This is a genomic window from Planomonospora sp. ID67723 (assembly GCF_015711605.1).
In the GTDB taxonomy this organism is placed as follows: Bacteria; Actinomycetota; Actinomycetes; order Streptosporangiales; family Streptosporangiaceae; genus Planomonospora_A.
Genome location: NZ_JABTEZ010000004.1, coordinates 51700 through 70958, shown reverse-complemented (window position 1 = coordinate 70958; position 19259 = coordinate 51700). Strand labels below are relative to the sequence as shown.

The following is a 19259-nucleotide window of genomic DNA, read 5'->3' as shown; positions in this document are numbered from 1 at the left end:
GGCAGGTGAGGGAGGAGAAGTGAGGTCTGCCACTCATGGGAGGGGGCGCGATGAAGCGCGCCAGGAAAGACGACGAGATCTCGATGGAGGAAGATGCGGGCATGCGGGCCCGTGAGCACGGAGGGCTGCCGGCGGTGCACCTGCGTCCAGCGGTGCTCCTGGCCGGCAACAGCGTCCGGCGGGTGCAGATCAGCCCGAGCCCGCGCACGCCGTCGCCGTACGGAAGCAGGATGGGCGATCACACGGTCGCCTGGGCGGTGCATCTGGACGTCATCAAGGCCGAGCTGTACGGCATGCCGATCGAGGATGCGGTCGTGTGGCTGCAGAAGACCCACAACGAGGCCACCCGGTGGATGGCCGACGCCACCAGCACGCAGATGAAGATGCTGGAATGGCTGAGCGACTACGAGGCGCGGGTGCTGAGGCTGGAGGACTCCGACTTCCGCACGCGCACGCACATCGACGAGGCGCTGAAGGGCATGGTGGCGGGGCGGGCCGACGAGATGACGGCGGCGCTCGGTCCGGCGCTGGCCCATCACCTGGCATATGTGAACTACACGCCCTACGCCACCGTGCGCAATCTCAAGGATCGTTCGACCGGTTCGGCGGAGGCGCACTACCGCAAGATCATCATGCAGTGCGAGCGCTACTACGTCACCCAGGCCGCCAAGCGCGAGGAGATGGAGACCGAACAGGCCCCCACCCAGCCCGTGCAGCCGGGCAAGGCGACGCTGACCCGGACCGGGACGGTCATCCTGCAACCGGAGCCGCCTGCCCCGGCGCCGCCGGATCCGGCGACGGTCAAGGCGGCGCTGTGGCGGATGTTCTCCTTCGACGCGGCACTGCGGGAGACGGGTCTGAACTACGCGCTCAGCCAGGACGCGGCGCTGCAGCCCCGCAAGGACAGCCGGACACTGGGGATGCTGGCCGTACAGCTGATGAAACACCTGAACCAGCGCAAGTCCTTCGTGCTGGACCAGGCCGGGATCGAGCAGCAGGCCAAGGCGATCAGCGAACGGCTGCGCGGAGCCGGATCTCAGCAGCATCTGTTCAAAGCGGCGCAGACCATCAAGAACGTCGCCGCCAACATGGTGTTCGCCGAAGCCGACACCATCGAGTACTACAAGAACCAGATCAACAAGTATCTGGCGCTGTCGAAGGCCGAGACTCAGAGCGAGACGACCAAGGCCAACGACTCCGCCGAACGCTTCGTCAAGATCACGTCGCATCTGCTGCACGAACACCAGCGGCTGTGCTCGATCGCCTACCCGATGAGCGTGGCCGGCTCCGGGTTCCTGGCGCCCTCCCCCGCCGAGGCGGCGATGGAGCAGCTGACGGCGCAGATCGCGGTGCTGTACCCGAAGCTCAAGCCCAAGCTCAGCATGGAGGCAGGGGTCAAGCTGCTGGCGGCGCTGAAGGCGGAGCTGGACAAGATGCCGAAGCTGCCCGCGGTGGACCAGCCGAAGGGGTGGGTCACCGACGACACCTGCGACCCGCTGGTGGTCACCTTCACCGCGGGCAAGGGCGCCGACGTCAACGGCCGCCCGCCCGCCCCGGCGGGGGTGGCGGGCATGGGCTGCCACACCACCGCATGGGTGATCCAGAGCACGGCGGTCAAGAAGCTGCTGCGCGGCAAAGCCACCGACGAGGACGGGCTGGACGGGCTGGAGGCGGCGGTGGAGAGCGACCTGGCCTCCGACCTCGTCAAGCTCGACAGATACCTGCCGCTGGCGCAGCTGGAGGGCGGCCAGCTCAAGGCGATGTTCCAGGCGGCCTTCGACACGCTCACCGACGCGACGACGGGTGAGTCGGCGGCCTCCTACCTCACCTTCCGCAACCTGCTGCCCTTCGCCACGGTGGACGCGGGCGACCGCGGCGGCCATGGCGAGAGCCTGGAGGCGGGCATGGAGCAGACCTTCGACGCCAAGGCCCTGGGCACCACTCTGGAACTGCTGACCGAGGAGCGCCGGCGGGCGCGCAGGCAGATCGCGGCGCGGCTGCGCACGGTGGCCGACGAGTTGGAGGAGGAGCTCACCTGCGAGGGCACCGACCGCTGGAGAGCGGACTACCGCATCACCGCGGCGGTGGAGGACTCGGTGGACCGGCTGCGGGAGGAGGCCGACCTGCTGACGGCCCAGCCGGCGGGTGACGTGACACCGCTGATCAAGAAAGTGCGTGAGGCCGAGCACCGGCGGCTGTATCTGGAGGCGCACAAGGCCTGACCGTCCGCGCCCGGCAGGGCGCTCCTGGGGTCCGCTCGGCCTGCCGGCCGGTCTCGGTGCTCTGCCGGGCCGAGACCGACCGCGGCGCCTCGCGTTTGCCGGGCGAGCGCCCACGGTGTTCCGGCACCCGCGGTGTCTCCTCGCCGCGCGAACCCTCCAGGCCGATCGCGGAGGAGGCGAAAGAGACGGCCGGCTCGGTGATGCCGGGAAACACTGCCGGCGGGGGTCAGCCGGCGGCGTCGGAACCGTACGCGGTGTCCCGGCGGCAGATGATGAAGTCGGGGAAGACGTGCCGACCGGGCCGGTCGCCGACGGCGCCGATCGCCCGGCGGAGGTCGCGCAGCTGGTCCACGGTCATCTGCAGGGGAGGCTCGTCCGGCTGGTAGGTGGTGAGGACGGGGTAGTCCACCCCCGGCTCGCGGGTCATCTCGATGTGGCAGCCGAGGACGTGGGTGACAGGCCGGGTGCCGGCGAACTCGATCAGGCGGTCGATCGTCCTGCCGAAGGCGGCCCAGTCCTGCACGTAGAGCCGTCCCGGGTAGACCGTGTCGCCGGTGAGCAGGAACCCGGTGCGGGAGTCGTAGAACGTGACGGCGGCCTCATGGTGGCCGGGGGTGGCCAGGCACTCCAGCACCCGGCCCCCGAGGTCGACCCGGGCCACCCGCTCGGGGTCGTCGGCGAACCCGAAATGCTCCCAGGCGCTCTCCCTGTCGGCCCCTATGACGACGGTGCCGGGGCGCCCGGCGAACTGGGCGTCGGCGGCGACGTGGTCGTGGTGGGCGTGGGTGTGCAGGACGAGCAGCTCGTAGCCGTCGCGGGGGTGCGCGGCCAGCCACCGGCCGACCAGGTCGTCGACGACCCGGCGCAGCGGGAAGAACTCGGCGGATGCGGTGGCTCCGGTGTCGACGAGCACGGCCCGGGCGTCGCCGAACATCAGGAACATGAACGGCGCCTCGTAGTGGACCGCCATGTTCTGCCGCAGGATGAACGTGTGCTCGTCGTAGGCGTGCACCTGGATGTCGGGATCGGTGTTGTGCTTGGCCGACGGTGATCCGTGGATCCAGCAGACGTCCAGCGGGCGGGTCTCCGGCACCCCGGGCGTCTCGGATGTGGAACCGGCCTGCTGCGCGTTCGTACCCATGACGTCTCCTCGGAGCGTCGTCTTTGCGTGCCGGGTACGGCGCTCGTCTCGTCCGGGGCAGGCGCTCATGTGCCTCCGGGTGGAGAGGTTACACAGAGGGACCGGGCCGCTGTCAACGAGAGGCCCCGGCAGCACTCGCCGGCTCGTCAGTCCTTGAGGTGCTCCGAGAACCGCACCCTGTCGCCGTGGCCGGCGAGCCGGTGTTCAGAGGCACCGTTCAGCACGTCGAGTGAAAGAGCCCGCCCACAGCCGTGGTCTCCGCCAGCCGGTTGTAGCGCTCGACGGCCGCCGTGGTCTCCTCGACGAAGACCTCGATGTCTTTCTCCTTCAGCATGGCCAGCGTCTCGGGACAGGTCTGGAGGACGAGCCGCATCCCCCGGGAGAGCACGATCACCTGGCTGCCTCGGTCGAGGAGCTCCTCGACGTCGGCGGGCTGGATCCCGGGCGTGTGCCGGGTGCCGGTCTCGTTCCAGTCCCAGGCGCGCCCGCCCCCCGGATAGAGCTTGAAGTCCTTGCCGTCGCCCATTCCCTCGACGACCATGCGGCCCCAGGAGACGTGGGTGATCAGCGGGGATCGAACGTCCATGACAGCCTCCGGTTGCCCGTCTGAGATCAGAGGCTACTGCGCGGACGGTGTCTCCGCGTACGGCCCGCGTACGGCCCGCGTGCGAGCGGGGAGAGCGGGCGCCCGCGCCGTCCTGGGTCCTCCTCGACGCGCACCGAAGACGTCGCGAGCCGGTCACCACGAGGAGACCCCGGCTCTGACGAGAACATCGCGCTCGCGAGCGGATCGCGCTGAAGGTCACGCCTTCCGCGGTATGCGTTCGGGGGGCGTGCCGGGCCCGATCCTGGCCTGGATCTCGGCCGGGCCGTCCACGCGACCGCAGTGGGCGCGCACACCGTCTGCTGGGTGATCCCGCGAGCCGCGATCAGTTCTGCGGCGTCCGGAGGTCGCGCCGTTGAACCGTTACCGAGGAGGCCTTCCGATGCGCAGCGTGACCTACTCGATGGCCGTGTCGCTGGACGGCTACGTCGTCAGGCCGGACGGCTCCTTCGACTGGACGGCACCGCCCACTGAGCCGAACCGCACACCGCCGCAGGGATCGGTTCGCCGAGAAAACCTCACTGACCGTCGAGGCGTTCGAGGACCCGGCGGCGGCACCGGGTTCGTCAGTGTGTCGCCGTTCCCCTCGGTCGGGGGCCGCGACGGCTGGATTCCGACGGGCATGGACAGGGGCGGGCGCGAGCCGGTGGACCTGCTCGACGACCTGATCAAGGAGCAGCGATGCCCTACGGCGTGGTCCGGCCCGGCGAACGGCTGGAGTTCACGCTGCGTTTCTACGGCTGAAGGACGACGCTCGGCGGCAGACGGTTCAGCACGGTCGCGTCACCTTGGGAGACCTGCGGGCTGACCGATGAAAACGCGTGCAGCAAGGTGATGATCGCCAGGGCGAGCGTGACCGTTCCAGCGAACGTGCTGGCTCCCCACGTGAGCACCGTGGGGCGGGTGCCGCCGGCCCACTGAGACAGGATGCCCGCGACGAGTGCGGCGATGATGCCCAGGAGCACGGCGATGACAACCCACAGGGCGGGAGCAGCGGCCGAGGTGGCGATGAACGAGGACTGCATAGAGGACCTCCCGGTTTCCGGGGGCTCTATCGTGTGACACAACCCCCGGAACTTGCCATCAGCGACAAATCCACCGAATCACGTATAAGGCACGATCCGGTTTTTGAACGCCAGCTCGTCCCCTTCTGGCGTTCTGGGGGTTCACCTGCGAAACGGCCGCCGCTTGGGTATCACGCGACTGGATTGCGCGCGAGCCCCTGCAGTAGTTACTACGCAGGCGTTACTGTAGTAATGATTCCTCTCCCTTTGGTTGCGTAAACCCCATACGTAACTCGATAGTGGTTGATGTCGAGGCGTGACGAGTGCGACCACGACCTGGCACAGCCCTGGATCGCCGGCCCCGGTCGGGGCCTGGCGGCTTACAGAACGCCAGGAACAGCCATCGGAGACGTCCTCAAGGAGCTCCTCACACCTCTCCGCGAACTCCTCGGCGTTCTTCCTGTTCGTCGAACACACTGAACCCATTTCATCCCTGAGGGCCGGGCCGCTGGTCACGGCATGATCGCGAGTTGACGGTTCGTCCTCGGAAGTAGAGAAGCTCCTGGTAGACGGGTTGATCACCACAACCAACGCCCGCTACAACCAGGAGCTTCGGGTGCTGTTCTACCGTGCTGCCGTCGATTTGTCGCGTTCAACGCTGAACTACGTCGCCGGGCTCATCCGCCGCCACCGCAAGGCCATCGGATCGATCTGGCGGCGACTCAACCCCGGCCAGCAGGCCCTGATGGTGCTGATCCACCTGCGCAAAGATGAGACGTTCGCCGAGATCAGCGCGGGATTCGGCGTGTCGGCGACGACGGCCTGGCGGTACGTGCAGGAGACCGTCATGCTGCTGTCAGCACGCTCGCCCAAGCTCACCCAGGCCTTACGCAAAGCCAAGCAGGACGGGCTGACCCACCTCATCTTGGACGGCACGCTCATCCACACCGACCGCGTGCGGGCCGACCGTCCCTACTTCTCCGGCAAGCATCGAATCCACGGCATGAACGTGCAGGTGATCGCGGGCCCGGACGGGACGATCCTGTGGACCTCCGGCGCGATGCCGGGCAGCATGCACGACCTGACCGCGGCCAGAGTATGGGGCATCCTGCGCGAACTGGAGAAGGCAGGGATCCTCACCTTGGCCGATAAGGGCTACCAGGGGGCCGAGGCCACCGTCGTCATCACCCCGTACAAAGGCCGCAACAAGCCGCAGTCCCAGAAGCAGGCCAACCGATCACACGCCAAGCTCCGCGGACCCGGCGAGCGCGCGAACGCGCAGCTCAAGTCATGGAGAATCCTCCGGAAGCTGCGCTGCAGCCCCAGCAAAGCCGGCCACCTCGTCAAGGCCATCGCCGTCCTACAGAACCACCGTGTTGCTCAGGGCGCCCGAGGATGAAATGCATTCACTGAGTCTTTTCATCCTGCCGCCGGCGGTTGTCCAGCAGGCGCTCCGGCCCCGCCTCATCCCCATGGACGTGGGATGACACTTCCCGGCCTGCCATTCCACAAGGGTCGGTACGGATCTCGGGCGGGAGCTACTCGCCCTTCTTGATGCGGACGTTGCTGATCACGGTATAGCGCTCGCCCCGGAACCTGCCGTGTTTGTCGATGGCGGCCGTGGCGGTGAAGGTCCGGCCCTCCTCCAGGTCCCATATCCAGGCGCCGGTGGTGAAGGTCTTGAGCTTGGCGCCGGTGCGCTGCTCGGTCATGTCCACCAGGTACGTGCTCCGGTGGACGAGCTCGGTGCGCTTGTCGAAGGTGGCGGTGATGGTGGCTGTGGCGCCGACCGTACCGAAGTGGCAGCTCGCGGCCTTGTCCCGAGCGAACCGGGCCTGCCGCTCGGTCGCCGTGACCCGCTTTCTTGTGGATTCGCTCCGCATTTCCACTACTTGCCTGACCGATCCTGCTTCATGGCCAGAATCCGATGGCAGTCCATCGGCTCCCAGTTCTCCCGTCATACCCGAGGAGCGTAGGAGCCTTCACCGACAAAAGAAGCCGGTGCGGTGTCGTCCGGCCTCTGCGCGACGCCAAATCCTGGATCGTTTACGGGCGGCTGGGTGGTTGAACCCTTTCGTCCCCGGGCGGCGGCTCTCCGGTCACAGCGTGATCGAGAGTCGGACGTTCGTCTGACGACGTGGAGAAGCTCCCGGTGGATGGGTTGATCACCACGACCAGACCCATCCCAGCCAGGAGCTTCGGGTGCTGTTCTACCGTGCCGCAGCCGATCGGTCTGGCAGTACTCCCAGCTCGCACCGGGCTGAAACGAGGCCGGATGGGACATCGCGACCTGGACGAGCTGCCGGGGGGTGGGGCTTTCGTAACGGTTGACCGCCTCCTGGTCACGCAGGTAGTCGGCTATCCCGCTGGTATGGCCGAGCAGCCGCCGAATGGTGATCTTGCTGCCGTCGTGAGCGTTGCCGTGAACCAGGCCGGGAAGCCGCTCCTCCGCGGTGTCGTCCAGGCTCGGCACGTGCTCGGCGGCGAGTTGCAACATCACGGTGACCACGAACGTCTTGGTGGCACTCCCGATGCGGAACCGGTCGGCGGCAGCCGCACCCTCCCGGTCGCGGTGTCGGCCACGCCCGCCGAGCCGAACCAGCGCCTTTCACCGTCGCACTTCCCGGCAAGGCCGCGCACGTGGCTGACGAGCGGAAACCGCCGACGACGCGCTGACCGTGCCGGCCGCGCTCGTGCACGCGGGCAAGCCGCTCACCGCAGATCAACTGGCCACCGCCCTGGGCTGGCCCATGAACCGTGTGACCGGTGCTCTGCACATGCCGAGCGCTGTCCGGACATCACCGATCCGCTCGCGCTCCGGAACGACGAAGCCGGTGCCTACACCATCGCCGCCCGCCCCGGCCGGCTGACCACGACACAGTACGAGGCCCCCGGCCGTTGCTGACGCCGAAAAACCGTCCGATTCCCTCCGGGGTCGATCTGTGCGAAAGCCGCCGAGACTCGTCCTGCCCAGTGGACACCCCGTCGGCACAGCGCAAGAAGCACTCGACTGTGCCTGTGGCGTCTATCTCGACGACCACCGCCTTGCACCAACGACCTGCGGGAAACCAACGGGCGCGATCATCGGTTACGCACCCTGATCCGCGGCCGTCTACGGCCTCACCGGCTCAGGTCTGTTACGGCCGCGGGCTTCTCACACTGCGCTGAGCCGTGAAGCCAAGGCGTGAGGTGTCCGGCCACCCGGAGTCGACGCGGTTTTCCCGGTGTGCTCGGCCTGCTCTCAGCGTGTGATCCGGCGGGTGCTACCTTCAACCAGATAATTGACACCATTCGGGTTGGAATTCGACGTATGACTCACAGCTTCCGCGTGCACATCCCCGACGCCGACCTGGAGCCGGATCCCCTCCACCCGGATCAGATCGTCTCCGGCGTTCCCCAGGTCTCCGGCAAGACGCTGTGGGAATCCGCCGACGGACGGCAAATCCGCGGGATCTGGCAGATCACACCCGGCGTGGTCACCGACACCGAAGCCGACGAGCTCTTCGTCGTCATCAGCGGCCGCGCCACCATCGAGATCGAAGACGGGCCGACGCTCCAGGTCGGACCGGGAGATCTCGTCGTCCTGCGTGAGGGCGACCGTACCACCTGGACGGTGCACGAGACGCTGCGCAAGGCGTACTCGATCAATCTGCCGCGCTGACGCATCAGCAAGGCGCCTGGGCCGGGGCACTCTCGGAGGCCCCGTTCAGGTTGCCCGGTTCCGGTGCGGCGGTCCGCGGGTCGGCCGGACGCGCCGGCACGCACGTCCCGTTCACAAAATCCGCAGCAGAGGACGATCCATGAATGAACGGACTCCCAACTGATGATCGCATGATTAGCAGCCGGTACGGAGGGAAAGCGACTGAAGCAGACATAACTCGGCGCGAGTAAATTCCCACGGTGCGCTCAGCAGGCGTCAGACCGGCCTCGTCGGCGGCCGCCGCTGTCGGTGGCATCGGGTCCGGCCGGTGCCGCCGTGGGCGCACAGGGTCGAGCCCGTCTACCGCCGACGCGGCCCGCGCGGCGGCACCGACCGCAGGAGGTGACTTCCCATTCTCGCGATCCTGGGCATTCCGTTGCTGGCGTTGATCGGCCTGATGGTCATGCAGTGGCTGGAAAGCGCACTCCTGCCGTCCTCAGCCGCGTCCCCGCCGCAGTCCCCCGGCCTTCCGGGTGGACGCGTGGCCCGCAGGCAGGGTCGTCACCGCGCTTCCTCCCGCCCTTCACCGGTGCGCGAGGCCCTGCCCAGCTGAACGAGTGGGTCCGAGAGGTCTGGTCACACCCGGTGGTCACAGGCGATCAGAGACCGCCTGGCCGATGACCGGTCTCGTCATCGTGTGAGATCGCGGCGTCACCGCAAGAAGCCGGATCAGGATCCGGACGGCGGCTCCCGTCGGGGGCGGCCGCCGTGTCGTTCCAGGCGAGCCGACCCTTGGGAGGGCCGCTCCCGGACATGATGAGCCGGGATTTAACACACCCCGATACCCGGATATGTCGCTCGATATCAGCATCACACTGCCGGCCCTTCACGTGAAACAGCGACTGCTTACCGGCATACAGATCACGTGGGGCGATCCCGGGTACGGCTCCCGCCGTACGCGCCGTGAAGCGGCGCGATCACGAGCACGCGGTACGGCGCTCCTCAGCCTGAGCGCAGAGCGGCGGTGTAGACGGTCAGGGCCTCGTAGCGGCGTTGGAGCTCGGCGATGTCCCGGGCGAGGCGGGAGCGATGGGAGTCCAGCATGTCGGTGTAGCGGGCGCAGCCGGAAGGCCCCGGCCCGTTCTCGGCGCAGGGCAGGAAATCGCGGATCGTGGTGGTGGGAAGGCCTGCGGCGAGCAGTTCGCGGATGCGCCCGACCCGCTCGACGGACTCGGGCCGGTAGCGGCGGTAGCCGTTGCCGTCCCGCTCGGGGTGGAGAAGACCCTGCTCCTCGTAGTAGCGCAGCAAACGGGTGCTGACCCCGGTCCGTCGGGACAGCTCGCCGATCCGCATCACATTCCCTCCATAGAGGACTTGACCTTCACACCGATGTGAAGCCTCAACCTCTTGGGCATGAAGAAGATTCCTGATCTCGCCACCACCGTCATCGGCTCTGGACCCGGCATCCTGCTGGCACACGGCGCAAGCGGCAGCGTGGCTGATAACTACGGGACGCTGCTGCCTGTCCTGGCCGAGGACCACACCGTCGTCGGCCCCGACTACCCGGGGTCGGGCGCCACTCCCCGGGCGGCCGCAGGCTTCACCCTGGACGAGCTGGCCGACGCGGTGGTGTCCTGCGCGATCAACGCCGGGGTGGAGACCTTCACCGTGATCGGCTTCTCCCTGGGCACCACCGTCGCTGTGCGGGCCGCGGCCCGTCACCCGGAACGGGTACATGGACTCGTGCTGACGGCGGGCTTCGCCAAGGCCGACAACCAGATCGACCTGTCGCTGGGGCTCTGGGAGCACCTGCTGAACCGCGGCGACGCCGAGGGCTTCGCCAGGATGCGCACGGTCAACGGCTTCAGCGTCGAGTTCCTCAATGGACTGCCCGAAGAGCAGTTCGCCGAACTGCTGGACCTGGGCCCCGCCGGGCTGCCGCTCGGGGTGGTGGAGCAGGCGGCCCTGGGCCGGTCCGCCGACACGCGGCAGGACCTGGCCGGGATCACGGTGCCGACGCTGGTCATCGCGGCGACCCGCGACATCCTGGTCGACCCGGCCAACTCCCGCTACCTGGCGGACCATATCCCCGGGGCGCGTTACGCCGAGGTGGACGCAGGGCACGTGGTGATGGCCGAGCAGCCCGCCGAGTGGCAGGGGCTGATTGAGAAGTTCCTGGTCGAGCACGGGCTCTGAGGAAGCGGGGAGATCCCGTCGCGGGTCGTCGACCCGCGACGTGCGGCACCCGGGAGGGCGCCGAAGGGACAGAACGCGGCTCGGCATCGGGTCGGCGGGGTCCTCTCTACGCCTGGTGGAGAGGACCCCGCCGTGCACCGGAGATCGTCTCCGTGCCACTGCGGCGAGCAGGTGTCTCACACGGGCCTGCGGGACCTCCTCCGTCGGCGTCGGCGGTCGTCGCCGGTGCGGCCGCCAGGTGCTGGCGCACCAGCCGGCGGAAGTCGTCGGTCGCGGGGTGACCCGGACTCTTGGGCCACACCAGGTGAACGGTGACGGGAGCGGCGTCGGCGAGGGGCAGGTAGCGGACGCCGGGGTGGGGGTGGCTGTAGCCGGTGGCCGCGGTGGTCACGCCGACGGCCTCCCCGGTGGCGATGGCGGTCAGCCACTCGTCCACACCCGGCACCTGGAAGGTTCGGGGGCGCCGCGCCCGGGGCCACAGGTCGGCACCGGTGGTGGCGGCGGTGGAGCACAGGACGACGGGCCGGTCGGTGAGGTCGGCCAGGCGCACAGCCTCGCGCTCGGCGAGCGGGTCGGTCTCGGGCACGGCCGCCAGGCGTCCCTCGCTGGTGACAGCGGCGTACGCCAATGTGGGGTCACCGGTGGGCGCGGTGCGCAGAAAGGCCACGTCGGCCTCGCCTCGCCGCAGGGTGGCCTCGGGATCGTCCACCCGTCGCACCTGTGCCGGGGTCTCGGGGTGCCGGTCACGCCAGGCGCGCAGCAGAGGTACGGTGTGGCGGCCGAGAGCCGCCCAGGCGAAGGCGACACGCAGCGGTCGCGACGCCCCGGTGACCGCTTCGTCCAGCGCCGCGTCCACCTGGGCGAGGATGCGGTGGGCGTGTTCCCACAGGCGGCGCCCGGCCTCGGTGAGCGCGAGGCGGCGGGTGGTGCGCTCGACCAGACGGACGCCCAGGCGGCTCTCCAACTGCTCCAGGGTGCGCGAGAGAGCGGGCTGGCTGACGTGCAGGGCGGTCGCGGCGTCGGTGATACTGCCCTCGTCTCCGATCGTTGCCAGGGCTCGCAGGTGACGCAGCTCCACATTCATGAGTGCCAAGCATAGATGCCGCCTGAAAGGCATTTCCCTCTGCCCGAGAGGGCACCATAGGGTCGCGAGTATGAAGATCCTTCTGATCGGGGCCGGCGGGAAGCTCGGCACAGTCCTGCATGAGACGCTGGCCGGGCGCGGCCACGAAGTCCTCACGGTCGGCCGCCGCGGCGGCGACCTGCGCCACGACATCGCCGATCCGACGCAGATCACGGCCCTGTACGCCGCGGCGGGAACGGTGGACGCGGTGGTCAGCGCCGCCGGCGACGTCCCGTGGAAGCCGCTCGAGCAGATGACGCCCCAGGACTACCAGGACGCCTTCCAGGGCAAGGTGCTCAGCCAGATCGAGCTGGTGCGCCAGGGCGTCTCCCATGTCGCCGAACGCGGCTCCTTCACCCTGATCACCGGTGTGCTGGCACGCGATCCCGTCGTCACGGGGAGCGCCGCCTCCATGGCCAACGGCGCGGTGGAGGCGTTCGTGCGGGCGGCCGCCATCGAGATCGCCCCGCAACGTGTCAATGCGGTCAGTCCCACGATCTTCACCGAGAGCCTCAAGGAGTACGGCAGCTATTTCCCCGGCTTCCTGCCGGTAGACCTCGCCGACGTCACCGCGGCCTACGTCCGCTCGATCGAAGGCGCACAGACCGGCCAGGTCTATACGCTTCCGTAGGAAAAACCTTCGCGGCGAACCAGCGGCACGGAGCGGCGTGCATCGGCACGCAGCGCTTCAGAGATCCGGCCAGGCATGGTACGGAGAGCGTCCGGTGACAAACCAATTCTGGATGTCGCGGAGGCGCTCCAATGCTGCTTCGTAGTACTCGGTCGGCTCCGGACGAGGAAAGTCCGGGTGGCCGGTCCAGTCCGGAACGAAGTCGGCCATATACCAGTAGCCTTCGACCAGCCATCGATCAAGTCGGTCTTCGGTCTCCTGCTGAGCGCAGACTCGGCGCATTGTCTTCTCCAGGCGGCTGAACGCCTGTCGATCCCAGTGGAGGTCCGATCGGAGCTGGAGAAGGAAGGAGCCGTCTTCCGCGTCGAATTCCCGCCGGAGCGGTTCGAGATCGTCCACATGACTCAGCATGCCATCGCGCCCGAGCGCTGGGCGTAGCGGTCCCACGAGGGAGCAAGCGTCAGGCCGTCGGGACCGGCAGCCGGGGCCGAGCCGTCAGGCGGCCGGTTACGGGCGCGGCCAGTGGCTTTCCTTCGTCTCCCGGTGGGTGAAGATGTCGATCAGGGCACCGATCGGGGTATCGGCCTCGGCGGGGTGCCGGAACCGCTGGTCGGGGTTGACGTGGTAGTGGTTGCGGCGTCCGACCCGGTCGCGGGTCAGGTAGCCGGCCTCTTCCAGGTCGGTCACGATGCCCTGGGCGGCGCGTTCGGTGATGCCGATGGCGGCGGCAATGTCACGCAGTCGCGCCTGGGGGTCGCGGGCGATCTCCAGCAGGACGCGGGCATGGTTGGTCAGGAACGTCCACCGGGAGCGGGTGTCGTCCGTGCCGGTCATCGCGGACACCTTCACTGTCTTGTCGAGCTGATCCGCTGGTCAGGCTAACGCATCCAGTCGGTCATCCTGCAAGAAGACCCTAAGCGGAAAAGTATTTCCTGTAACATGTTTCCTGCTTAGGATTGCCGTGTCGGCGCCCGCCGCCGACGTCACGACCGAGAACATCTGAGGGGACACGATGATCGCTACCACGTCCGCCGTCGTCATGCGCCCCGCCTCCAGCACGGAAGCGGCTGCACCCCACCACCACGGCGCATAAGACGCCCTTCCCGTGATCCCGCCGGTGAACCAGACTCCGCCACACGGCCAACCCGCCCCGCAAGCGGCCGAACCAGCCGTGACCGACCAGGTGTTGTACGCCGACACCCAGTTGTGCATCGTCTGCCGGATATCGGCAGGACGGTCGATCATCCGGCTCATCGGTGAGATCGACGCCTGCAACACCGAGAGGGTGGCCCAGACGCTGGTCCAGGCCGCACGGATCGATGAGTCCTTCGTCATCGACGGCAGCGCTCTGACCTTCATCGACGTGGCCGGCACGCGAGCCCTGATCAGGACCGTGGGCGCGGACCGGACGCGTCTGCAGGCCCCGCCCCGACCACTGCAGCACATCCTGGACATCGTCTACCCGCTCCCAGCCGACACCGGCGCGACCACGCCCCAGCGGCCTACGGCGGGTCAGACGGCGGAGCCGGCAGCATGACATGCGCGCAGGCGCCCCTGCCCGGGTTGCCGGTCGTCTGCACGCTCCCGCCGTACAGAGCGATGATCTTCTTGAGGTCGTTTCGGCGGCGGAGAGGCGAGTTCACCGCGGTCGTCCGCACGCTCCGGACCGAGCCGGTGACCCCGGGAGGGGGGGCCGGCGCGCCTGTCTCACTTCGCGGTCGATCGCCCAGGCGTCCGCCACCGGGCCCACGTGCCCGAGCTTGTCGGGGTTGATCACTGAGCGGATCGTCTGGATCTGCCCGTCGAGTACATCGAGCACCAGGGTGTGGAGCACCTTGCCGTCCCGATCACGGAAGATCGCGCCCGGCTGGCCGTTGACCTCGTGCGGCTCGAACGTCACATCGATCCGGGCCAGCTGGGGGAAGACGGAGGCAAGCAGCCGGGCCACTTTCCCGGCGCCGATGACGACCCTGGCCAGCTGCGGGGCCTTGCCGCCGCCGTCGCCGACCATCGATACGTCGGCGGCGAGCAGTTCCTGCAGGCCGGCGACGTTGCCTTCGCGGAGGGCGTCGAAGAACCTCGACGCCAGTTCCTCCCGCTCTTTGCGGACCGCTTCGAAGCGCGGCCGCCCGGCCTCCATGTGCCGCCGCGCCCTCACCAGCAACTGCCGGCACGCCGCCTCCGAACGCTCCACCGCCGACGCGACCTCGTCGAACCCGAAGCCGAATACCTCCCGCAGCACAAACACCGCCCGCTCCAGCGGGCTGAGCCGCTCCAGCAGCAGCAGCGCCGCCATCGACACCGAGTCGGCCAGCTCCACCGACCGCGCCGGATCCTGATACGGATCGCTCAGCAGCGGCTCGGGAAACCACGGGCCCACGTATTCCTCTCGCCGCACCCGCGCAGAACGCAGCACATCGATCGAGATCCGCGTCACCGCGGCCGACAGAAAAGCCTTGGTCGACGTGGGCCGGGTCGCCGAGCCGTCAAAGCGCAGCCACGTCTCCTGCACCGCGTCCTCGGCCTCACCCACACTGCCCAGAATCCGATAGGCAATCGAAAACAGCAGCGGCCGCAGCTCCTCGAACTCCTCGACCTTGCTCACGCCGACTCCCCTGCCCTTGAAGCCCTCCCACGCGGCCGTGCTCGCCGGCGCAGACATCTTCTGATGATCATCCGGACCACCGGGAGGCCAGAGTAACGCCCCCGAGCCCGGGGTTCCGGTGCCCGCACCGGACCCCGAGCCGGTTGCTCGGTGCCGTTCAGTGGAACTGGCCGGGCTCGTAGTTGCCGGCCGGCTGCCGGGTGATGATGTTCAGCCGGTTCGCCGTGTTCATGAAGGAGACCAGGACCACCAGGGCGGTGAGCTGCTCGTCGTCGTAGTGCTTGGCGGCACGCGCCCACACCTCGTCGCTGACCCCGCCGGCCGCATCCGCGACCCGGGTCCCCTCCTCCGCCAGCTCCAGCGCGGCACGCTCGGCCTCGGTGAAGACCGCGGCCTCCCGCCACGCCGCCACCAGGTTCAGCCGTACCGAGGTCTCTCCGGAGGCGGCGGCCTCCTTGGTGTGCATGTCGATGCAGACGGCGCAGCCGTTGATCTGACTGACGCGAAGCGCCACCAGCTCCTGCGTCGCGGCGGGCAGCGGCGAGTCCTTGAGCGCCTTGCCCGCCGACATGAAGTGCTTGAGGACCTTGCCGGCGGTCGGGGAGGTGAAGTAGTCCAGTCGCGCATCCATGGTGTGCTCCTCTGTCGTCAGTGGCTACACCCCCTGAGACGAGGTAGCCCGACCCCCTGTGACATGGAGGAATGTGACCTGCGTCTCCCGGCCGTCGGCGCACGTCAGCCGACGGATCCGGCGTCAGCGGCGCTGGGAAGGGAGCGCGCCCACGGGTGCGACGGTGTGCGCTCCGGCGCCCGCGCAGCGCCAGACGGCCGCGCCGTGTTCCAGCTCGGCGTGCAGGCCCAGGTGGTGCACCGGGCAGGCCGGCCAGACCGTCCAGATCAGCTCCATGATCGTTTCTTGGGCGGCGTCGGCGACGCTCGCGAGCGCCCCCTGGAGATCTCTTCCCTCGACGGGCCAGACGCCGTTGCCGTGATGGCCGCCCCGGAATTCCGCCCAGGCCCGACCGCTGTCGTCCCAGTCCGGAGTGACCAGCCGGAGCGTTCCGGCGATCCCGGTGGCGCGGACATCGCGCTCCACGATCCCCAGCGCCTGCTCCAGCGTCGCCCACAGGCCCGGTTCGAGGGCGAAGGTCGGCTCGAACCCGATGTCGTCCAGAAGACGTTCACCCAGCCGGGCCAGGTCGGCCGCCGTCAGATCAGGAGCGGGGCGTTCGAGGACTTCCTGTACGGCGGCGGTGCGCCGGCCCCACTCCTCCACCAGGCAGGCCAACTCCACGACAGAGTCCGCATCGAGGTCGCCGGAGCGCAATGCCGCGTAGACGCGGCCGCCCACCTCGTCGAAGACCTGCCCGGGCTGCTCACAGGAGTGCATGGTGCAGTGTCGCCCACTGCCGGAAGCCGATTCAAACGGGAAACCCCACCCGGCGGCGATGACATCCCCGTGCTCATGAGCTGCGCGGTCAGACAGCGGCAGCGGAAGGAGACCGCGATCAGCCCGAACGTCCGCGTGGCCTCGTTCGAAGACATCAGCACCTTGCCGGACGAGCGCGAGGAGGGATGACGTCCCTATAGAGGTCGCATGATTGACACGGAGGACGCCGGCTTACGCGCTGCCCTTGCCGGGAGCTGCGGCCCGAACCGCCTCGTCTGCGCTGTCGTGGATCTCGAAGGCCCGGCGCAGACCGGTGGCCGTCAGGAACCGCGCCAGGGTGCCGTGTACACCGCTGAGCAGGAACCGCTTGCCCGCGGCCTGGCAGGTCTTCATGACCCCGATGATCCCGTTGACGCCCATCGAGTCGCAGAACGGCACCCCGGCCGTATCCAGCACCACCGCGGTCAGATCGCTCCGCTCCCACAGGGGCCGCAGGCTCTCGCGCAGGGTCGGCACGGTGCTGGGGTCCAGTTCGCCGGTGACGTGCGCGACCATCACGGCGCCGTGCTGGGCCAGGGAGACGGAGAAGGCGGAGCCGAAGCGTGTGCTCATCGCGGACTGCGTGCAGGGGACAGGGCAGGCATGCCCCCATTCCTACCAGTGATCCCCTGCTCTCATGCGCCTCGCAGTCGACGGCAGAGCCGTTGGACTGCGACATGTCTTCTGCTGTTGCCTCCGCCGGCGGAGATGACCGATCCCATCCATACGGCCGATGCCGACCGGCCGGGTCCGGCATGGGCGCGGGCGGGCGGTCAGCGGAGGCGTCGGCTCCACGCCGCGGCCGCCGCCTGGGTGGTGGGGTAGGTAACCAGGACCTTGTCCAGGCCGACCATGCGGAAGACCCGCGTGAGCCAGGCGGGCAGCGCGGCCAACGCGATCGTCGCATCCGCGGCCAGGGCGTGGTTGCGGGCGGCGACGAGGCTGGCGATGCCGCTGGAGTCGCAGAAGCTCAGGCGGGACAGGTCGACGACGAGCTGCTGGCCGGCCGTCAAGGTGATGCGCTTGAGCGTTTCCAGGACGCGGGGAGCGGTGTGGTGGTCCAGCTCACCGCTCAGCTGAAGCACCACACCGTGCTCGATGGGCCGGGTGGTGAGGGTCAAGCCGGTCACGGGGTCGTCGGCTCGTCGGCGGGCGGGTGCGCGGGCACGCTGAGCGCCAGGGCGGCGGTGTCGTCGTCGAGGCCGTCGCCGAAGCCGGTGAGCAACTCGGCCAGCGCGGCGATGGTCTCGGTCGCGGTGGTGGGCGCGAGCTTGACGGCGAAGGTGTGCAGGGCTTGGTCTCCGTAGCGGCCATCGACGGTGCCGGTGGTGGCGGTGTGGGCCTCGATCAGCCCGTCGGTGTACAGCAGGAGCGTGTCGCCGGCTGACAGCCGGATCGTCGTGGCGGTGAAGGTGGCATCGGCCAGCATGCCGATCAGCATGCCGTCGGGGGTGGGCTGGAAGTCGGCCGTGCCGTCGGCGCGCAGCAGCAGGCACGGAGGGTGGCCGCCGCCGGCCAGCGTGATGGCGAAACCGTCGCCGTCAGGGGTGAGAATGCCGAAGAGGGCGGTGCAGTACCGGGGGTTGTCGCCCCGGTACTCCTGGTGCAGGGCGGTGTTGAGGGTGTCCAGGATGGTCACCGGATCGGGGTCGTAGACCGCCGCCGCGCGCAGGGTGTAGCGGATCAGCGAGGTCATCGCCGCGGCGCCGGCGCCTTTGCCGCAGACGTCACCCAGGAAGAAGCCCCACCGCTCGCGACTCAGCGGGAACAGGTCGTAGAAGTCGCCGCTGACCTCATCACGGGAGGCGATGTGGTAGTAGGCGGCGGCCTCCAGACCGGGGACCTTCGGCAGCGAGGACGGCAGCAGGCTGTGTTGCAAGGTGGTGACCAGCCGCTGGAGCCGTTCCCGTTCCCGATCGGCCTCCTGGCGGGCGCGCAGCAGTTCGCGTTCGTAGGCGCGGCGGTCGGAGGCGTCGAAGATCGTGGTGCGGATCAGCCGCGGTTGGCCGTCGGCGCTGGTCTTGACCGTGGAGGTGACCAGCACCGGCAGCCGGCTGCCGTCGGCGGCCCGCAGTTCCAGGGCCACGCCGCCGATCTCACCCTGCATGTTCAGCAGCGGCGCGAAATGGGTCTCGTAGTAGAGCCTGCCGCCGACGGTGAGCAGGTCGGAAAAGGTCCGGCGGCCGACGAGGTCCTCGCGGGTGTAACCGAGCCAGCGCAGCAGCGTGGCGTTGACCTTGGCGATCTGGCCGTCCGGCAGCGTGGACAGGTAGCCGCAGGGCGCGTTGTCGTACAGGTCCTCGGCGCTGTCCTCCAGCAGCGTCGAGAACATCGCCGCCTCGGCGTGCGGGTCGTCCTCGGGAAAGGGTTGACCGGCTTCCCGCCCGGCCGCGCTCATCACCGCAGATCGGCGGGTTCGGCGGCGAAGGGGGCGATCGCCGCGGCGGCCTGCGGGGCGATCAGCGGGCCGGTGCGGCAGACACCGTTGGCCGGTTTCCGGCTCGGCTCGGGACGGCCCGGATCGCCCATGATCACTGGCACGGCCGCCGTAGACCAGCCCGGGTGGTTGCTGTCCATCGACCCCGGCAGCTCCTCGATGTCGGCCCGGCTGAACCCGCCCCCGTAGCTCTCATCGTCAATGTAACGCGGCGAGGAGACCGGCAG

Annotated in this window: 22 protein-coding genes and 1 riboswitch; of the genes, 6 read left to right on the top strand and 16 right to left on the bottom strand. The window is 68.9% G+C overall.

Annotation, left to right across the window (positions count from 1 at the left end; all coding sequences use genetic code 11):
• Window positions 1–50 precede the first annotated feature (50 nt).
• Entirely contained in the window at window positions 51–2222 is a 2172-nt protein-coding gene (locus tag HS041_RS26890; RefSeq protein WP_196443643.1) for a hypothetical protein, read from the top strand.
• A 226-nt stretch (window positions 2223–2448) separates the two neighbouring features.
• Here HS041_RS26890 and HS041_RS26885 read toward each other — a convergent pair whose 3' ends face one another.
• The 3 genes from HS041_RS26885 to HS041_RS26875 all read right to left on the bottom strand — a co-directional run bounded on the left by HS041_RS26885 (window position 2449) and on the right by HS041_RS26875 (window position 4992).
• Window positions 2449–3363, bottom strand: a complete 915-nt coding sequence (locus HS041_RS26885) for an MBL fold metallo-hydrolase (RefSeq protein WP_196443642.1) — start codon at window positions 3361–3363, stop codon at window positions 2449–2451.
• An 11-nt stretch (window positions 3364–3374) separates the two neighbouring features.
• A riboswitch (guanidine-III (ykkC-III) riboswitch) is annotated at window positions 3375–3442 on the bottom strand.
• A 138-nt stretch (window positions 3443–3580) separates the two neighbouring features.
• Complete coding sequence (locus tag HS041_RS26880; protein ID WP_196443641.1) at window positions 3581–3949, bottom strand: Mth938-like domain-containing protein; 369 nt, start codon at window positions 3947–3949, stop codon at window positions 3581–3583.
• A gap of 752 nt (window positions 3950–4701) precedes the next feature.
• Window positions 4702–4992, bottom strand: coding sequence for a hypothetical protein (locus HS041_RS26875; RefSeq protein WP_196443640.1), 291 nt, complete (start codon window positions 4990–4992; stop codon window positions 4702–4704).
• 595 nt (window positions 4993–5587) lie between these two features.
• On the opposite strand from HS041_RS26875, the gene HS041_RS26870 reads away from it, so the two are divergent.
• A complete protein-coding gene (locus HS041_RS26870; RefSeq protein WP_196440820.1) occupies window positions 5588–6370 on the top strand; it encodes a transposase family protein in 783 nt (260 codons plus the stop codon).
• A gap of 139 nt (window positions 6371–6509) precedes the next feature.
• Here HS041_RS26870 and HS041_RS26865 read toward each other — a convergent pair whose 3' ends face one another.
• A complete protein-coding gene (locus HS041_RS26865; protein ID WP_196443639.1) occupies window positions 6510–6854 on the bottom strand; it encodes a hypothetical protein in 345 nt (114 codons plus the stop codon).
• Between the two features lie 74 nt (window positions 6855–6928).
• Complete coding sequence (locus HS041_RS26860) at window positions 6929–7573, bottom strand: serine hydrolase domain-containing protein (RefSeq protein WP_196444333.1); 645 nt, start codon at window positions 7571–7573, stop codon at window positions 6929–6931.
• 708 nt (window positions 7574–8281) lie between these two features.
• On the opposite strand from HS041_RS26860, the gene HS041_RS26855 reads away from it, so the two are divergent.
• Complete coding sequence (locus HS041_RS26855; protein ID WP_196443638.1) at window positions 8282–8632, top strand: cupin domain-containing protein; 351 nt, start codon at window positions 8282–8284, stop codon at window positions 8630–8632.
• Between the two features lie 981 nt (window positions 8633–9613).
• Here the strand turns inward: HS041_RS26855 and HS041_RS26850 are convergent.
• Window positions 9614–9964 (bottom strand): MerR family transcriptional regulator, encoded by a 351-nt coding sequence (locus HS041_RS26850; RefSeq protein WP_196443637.1) that lies wholly within the window; start codon window positions 9962–9964, stop codon window positions 9614–9616.
• A 60-nt stretch (window positions 9965–10024) separates the two neighbouring features.
• Between HS041_RS26850 and HS041_RS26845 the strand changes: the two genes are divergently transcribed.
• On the top strand, window positions 10025–10807 hold the full coding sequence (locus HS041_RS26845) for an alpha/beta fold hydrolase (RefSeq protein ID WP_196443636.1): 783 nt from the start codon (window positions 10025–10027) through the stop codon (window positions 10805–10807).
• A gap of 106 nt (window positions 10808–10913) precedes the next feature.
• Here the strand turns inward: HS041_RS26845 and HS041_RS26840 are convergent, their stop codons facing one another.
• Window positions 10914–11891, bottom strand: a complete 978-nt coding sequence (locus HS041_RS26840; protein ID WP_196443635.1) for a LysR family transcriptional regulator — start codon at window positions 11889–11891, stop codon at window positions 10914–10916.
• A gap of 70 nt (window positions 11892–11961) precedes the next feature.
• Between HS041_RS26840 and HS041_RS26835 the strand changes: the two genes are divergently transcribed.
• Window positions 11962–12561: a short chain dehydrogenase gene (locus HS041_RS26835; protein ID WP_196443634.1), complete on the top strand. Its 600-nt coding sequence runs from the start codon at window positions 11962–11964 to the stop codon at window positions 12559–12561.
• Window positions 12562–12618: 57 nt separating this feature from the next.
• On the opposite strand, the gene HS041_RS26830 is transcribed toward HS041_RS26835, so the two are convergent.
• Both HS041_RS26830 and HS041_RS26825 read right to left on the bottom strand, forming a co-directional pair.
• On the bottom strand, window positions 12619–12960 hold the full coding sequence (locus tag HS041_RS26830; protein WP_307845485.1) for a hypothetical protein: 342 nt from the start codon (window positions 12958–12960) through the stop codon (window positions 12619–12621).
• A 108-nt stretch (window positions 12961–13068) separates the two neighbouring features.
• Entirely contained in the window at window positions 13069–13395 is a 327-nt protein-coding gene (locus tag HS041_RS26825) for a helix-turn-helix transcriptional regulator (protein ID WP_196443633.1), read from the bottom strand.
• Window positions 13396–13732: 337 nt separating this feature from the next.
• Between HS041_RS26825 and HS041_RS26820 the strand changes: the two genes are divergently transcribed.
• The gene (locus tag HS041_RS26820) at window positions 13733–14098 is read left to right on the top strand and encodes an STAS domain-containing protein (protein ID WP_196443632.1); all 366 of its coding nucleotides are present in this window, start codon (window positions 13733–13735) and stop codon (window positions 14096–14098) included.
• A 102-nt stretch (window positions 14099–14200) separates the two neighbouring features.
• On the opposite strand, the gene HS041_RS26815 is transcribed toward HS041_RS26820, so the two are convergent.
• The 7 genes from HS041_RS26815 to HS041_RS26785 all read right to left on the bottom strand — a co-directional run bounded on the left by HS041_RS26815 (window position 14201) and on the right by HS041_RS26785 (window position 19172).
• The gene (locus tag HS041_RS26815) at window positions 14201–15166 is read right to left on the bottom strand and encodes an RNA polymerase sigma-70 factor (protein ID WP_196443631.1); all 966 of its coding nucleotides are present in this window, start codon (window positions 15164–15166) and stop codon (window positions 14201–14203) included.
• A gap of 157 nt (window positions 15167–15323) precedes the next feature.
• On the bottom strand, window positions 15324–15797 hold the full coding sequence (locus HS041_RS26810; protein ID WP_196443630.1) for a carboxymuconolactone decarboxylase family protein: 474 nt from the start codon (window positions 15795–15797) through the stop codon (window positions 15324–15326).
• Window positions 15798–15920: 123 nt separating this feature from the next.
• On the bottom strand, window positions 15921–16556 hold the full coding sequence (locus tag HS041_RS26805) for a hypothetical protein (protein ID WP_196443629.1): 636 nt from the start codon (window positions 16554–16556) through the stop codon (window positions 15921–15923).
• 231 nt (window positions 16557–16787) lie between these two features.
• The gene (locus tag HS041_RS26800) at window positions 16788–17168 is read right to left on the bottom strand and encodes an anti-sigma factor antagonist (RefSeq protein WP_196443628.1); all 381 of its coding nucleotides are present in this window, start codon (window positions 17166–17168) and stop codon (window positions 16788–16790) included.
• A 200-nt stretch (window positions 17169–17368) separates the two neighbouring features.
• Window positions 17369–17725 (bottom strand): STAS domain-containing protein, encoded by a 357-nt coding sequence (locus tag HS041_RS26795; RefSeq protein ID WP_196443627.1) that lies wholly within the window; start codon window positions 17723–17725, stop codon window positions 17369–17371.
• Window positions 17722–18993: a PP2C family protein-serine/threonine phosphatase gene (locus tag HS041_RS26790; RefSeq protein ID WP_196443626.1), complete on the bottom strand. Its 1272-nt coding sequence runs from the start codon at window positions 18991–18993 to the stop codon at window positions 17722–17724. The genes HS041_RS26795 and HS041_RS26790 overlap by 4 nt, the downstream gene beginning before the upstream one ends.
• The gene (locus HS041_RS26785; protein ID WP_196443625.1) at window positions 18993–19172 is read right to left on the bottom strand and encodes a hypothetical protein; all 180 of its coding nucleotides are present in this window, start codon (window positions 19170–19172) and stop codon (window positions 18993–18995) included. Before HS041_RS26785 ends, HS041_RS26790 begins: the two co-directional genes overlap by 1 nt.
• Window positions 19173–19259 lie beyond the last annotated feature (87 nt).

What these genes read in the sequence shown, in the direction of transcription:
- HS041_RS26890 (WP_196443643.1), top strand. Translation starts at nt 51, where the DNA reads ATGAAGCGCGCCAGGAAAGACGACGAGATCTCGATGGAGGAAGATGCG.
- HS041_RS26865 (WP_196443639.1), bottom strand. Translation starts at nt 6,854, where the DNA reads ATGCGGAGCGAATCCACAAGAAAGCGGGTCACGGCGACCGAGCGGCAG.
- HS041_RS26875 (WP_196443640.1), bottom strand. Translation starts at nt 4,992, where the DNA reads ATGCAGTCCTCGTTCATCGCCACCTCGGCCGCTGCTCCCGCCCTGTGG.
- HS041_RS26880 (WP_196443641.1), bottom strand. Translation starts at nt 3,949, where the DNA reads ATGGACGTTCGATCCCCGCTGATCACCCACGTCTCCTGGGGCCGCATG.
- HS041_RS26800 (WP_196443628.1), bottom strand. Translation starts at nt 17,168, where the DNA reads ATGAGCACACGCTTCGGCTCCGCCTTCTCCGTCTCCCTGGCCCAGCAC.
- HS041_RS26805 (WP_196443629.1), bottom strand. Translation starts at nt 16,556, where the DNA reads ATGCACTCCTGTGAGCAGCCCGGGCAGGTCTTCGACGAGGTGGGCGGC.
- HS041_RS26850 (WP_196443637.1), bottom strand. Translation starts at nt 9,964, where the DNA reads ATGCGGATCGGCGAGCTGTCCCGACGGACCGGGGTCAGCACCCGTTTG.
- HS041_RS26835 (WP_196443634.1), top strand. Translation starts at nt 11,962, where the DNA reads ATGAAGATCCTTCTGATCGGGGCCGGCGGGAAGCTCGGCACAGTCCTG.
- HS041_RS26825 (WP_196443633.1), bottom strand. Translation starts at nt 13,395, where the DNA reads ATGACCGGCACGGACGACACCCGCTCCCGGTGGACGTTCCTGACCAAC.
- HS041_RS26810 (WP_196443630.1), bottom strand. Translation starts at nt 15,797, where the DNA reads ATGGATGCGCGACTGGACTACTTCACCTCCCCGACCGCCGGCAAGGTC.
- HS041_RS26785 (WP_196443625.1), bottom strand. Translation starts at nt 19,172, where the DNA reads ATGGACAGCAACCACCCGGGCTGGTCTACGGCGGCCGTGCCAGTGATC.
- HS041_RS26790 (WP_196443626.1), bottom strand. Translation starts at nt 18,993, where the DNA reads ATGAGCGCGGCCGGGCGGGAAGCCGGTCAACCCTTTCCCGAGGACGAC.
- HS041_RS26840 (WP_196443635.1), bottom strand. Translation starts at nt 11,891, where the DNA reads ATGAATGTGGAGCTGCGTCACCTGCGAGCCCTGGCAACGATCGGAGAC.
- HS041_RS26855 (WP_196443638.1), top strand. Translation starts at nt 8,282, where the DNA reads ATGACTCACAGCTTCCGCGTGCACATCCCCGACGCCGACCTGGAGCCG.
- HS041_RS26845 (WP_196443636.1), top strand. Translation starts at nt 10,025, where the DNA reads ATGAAGAAGATTCCTGATCTCGCCACCACCGTCATCGGCTCTGGACCC.
- HS041_RS26885 (WP_196443642.1), bottom strand. Translation starts at nt 3,363, where the DNA reads ATGGGTACGAACGCGCAGCAGGCCGGTTCCACATCCGAGACGCCCGGG.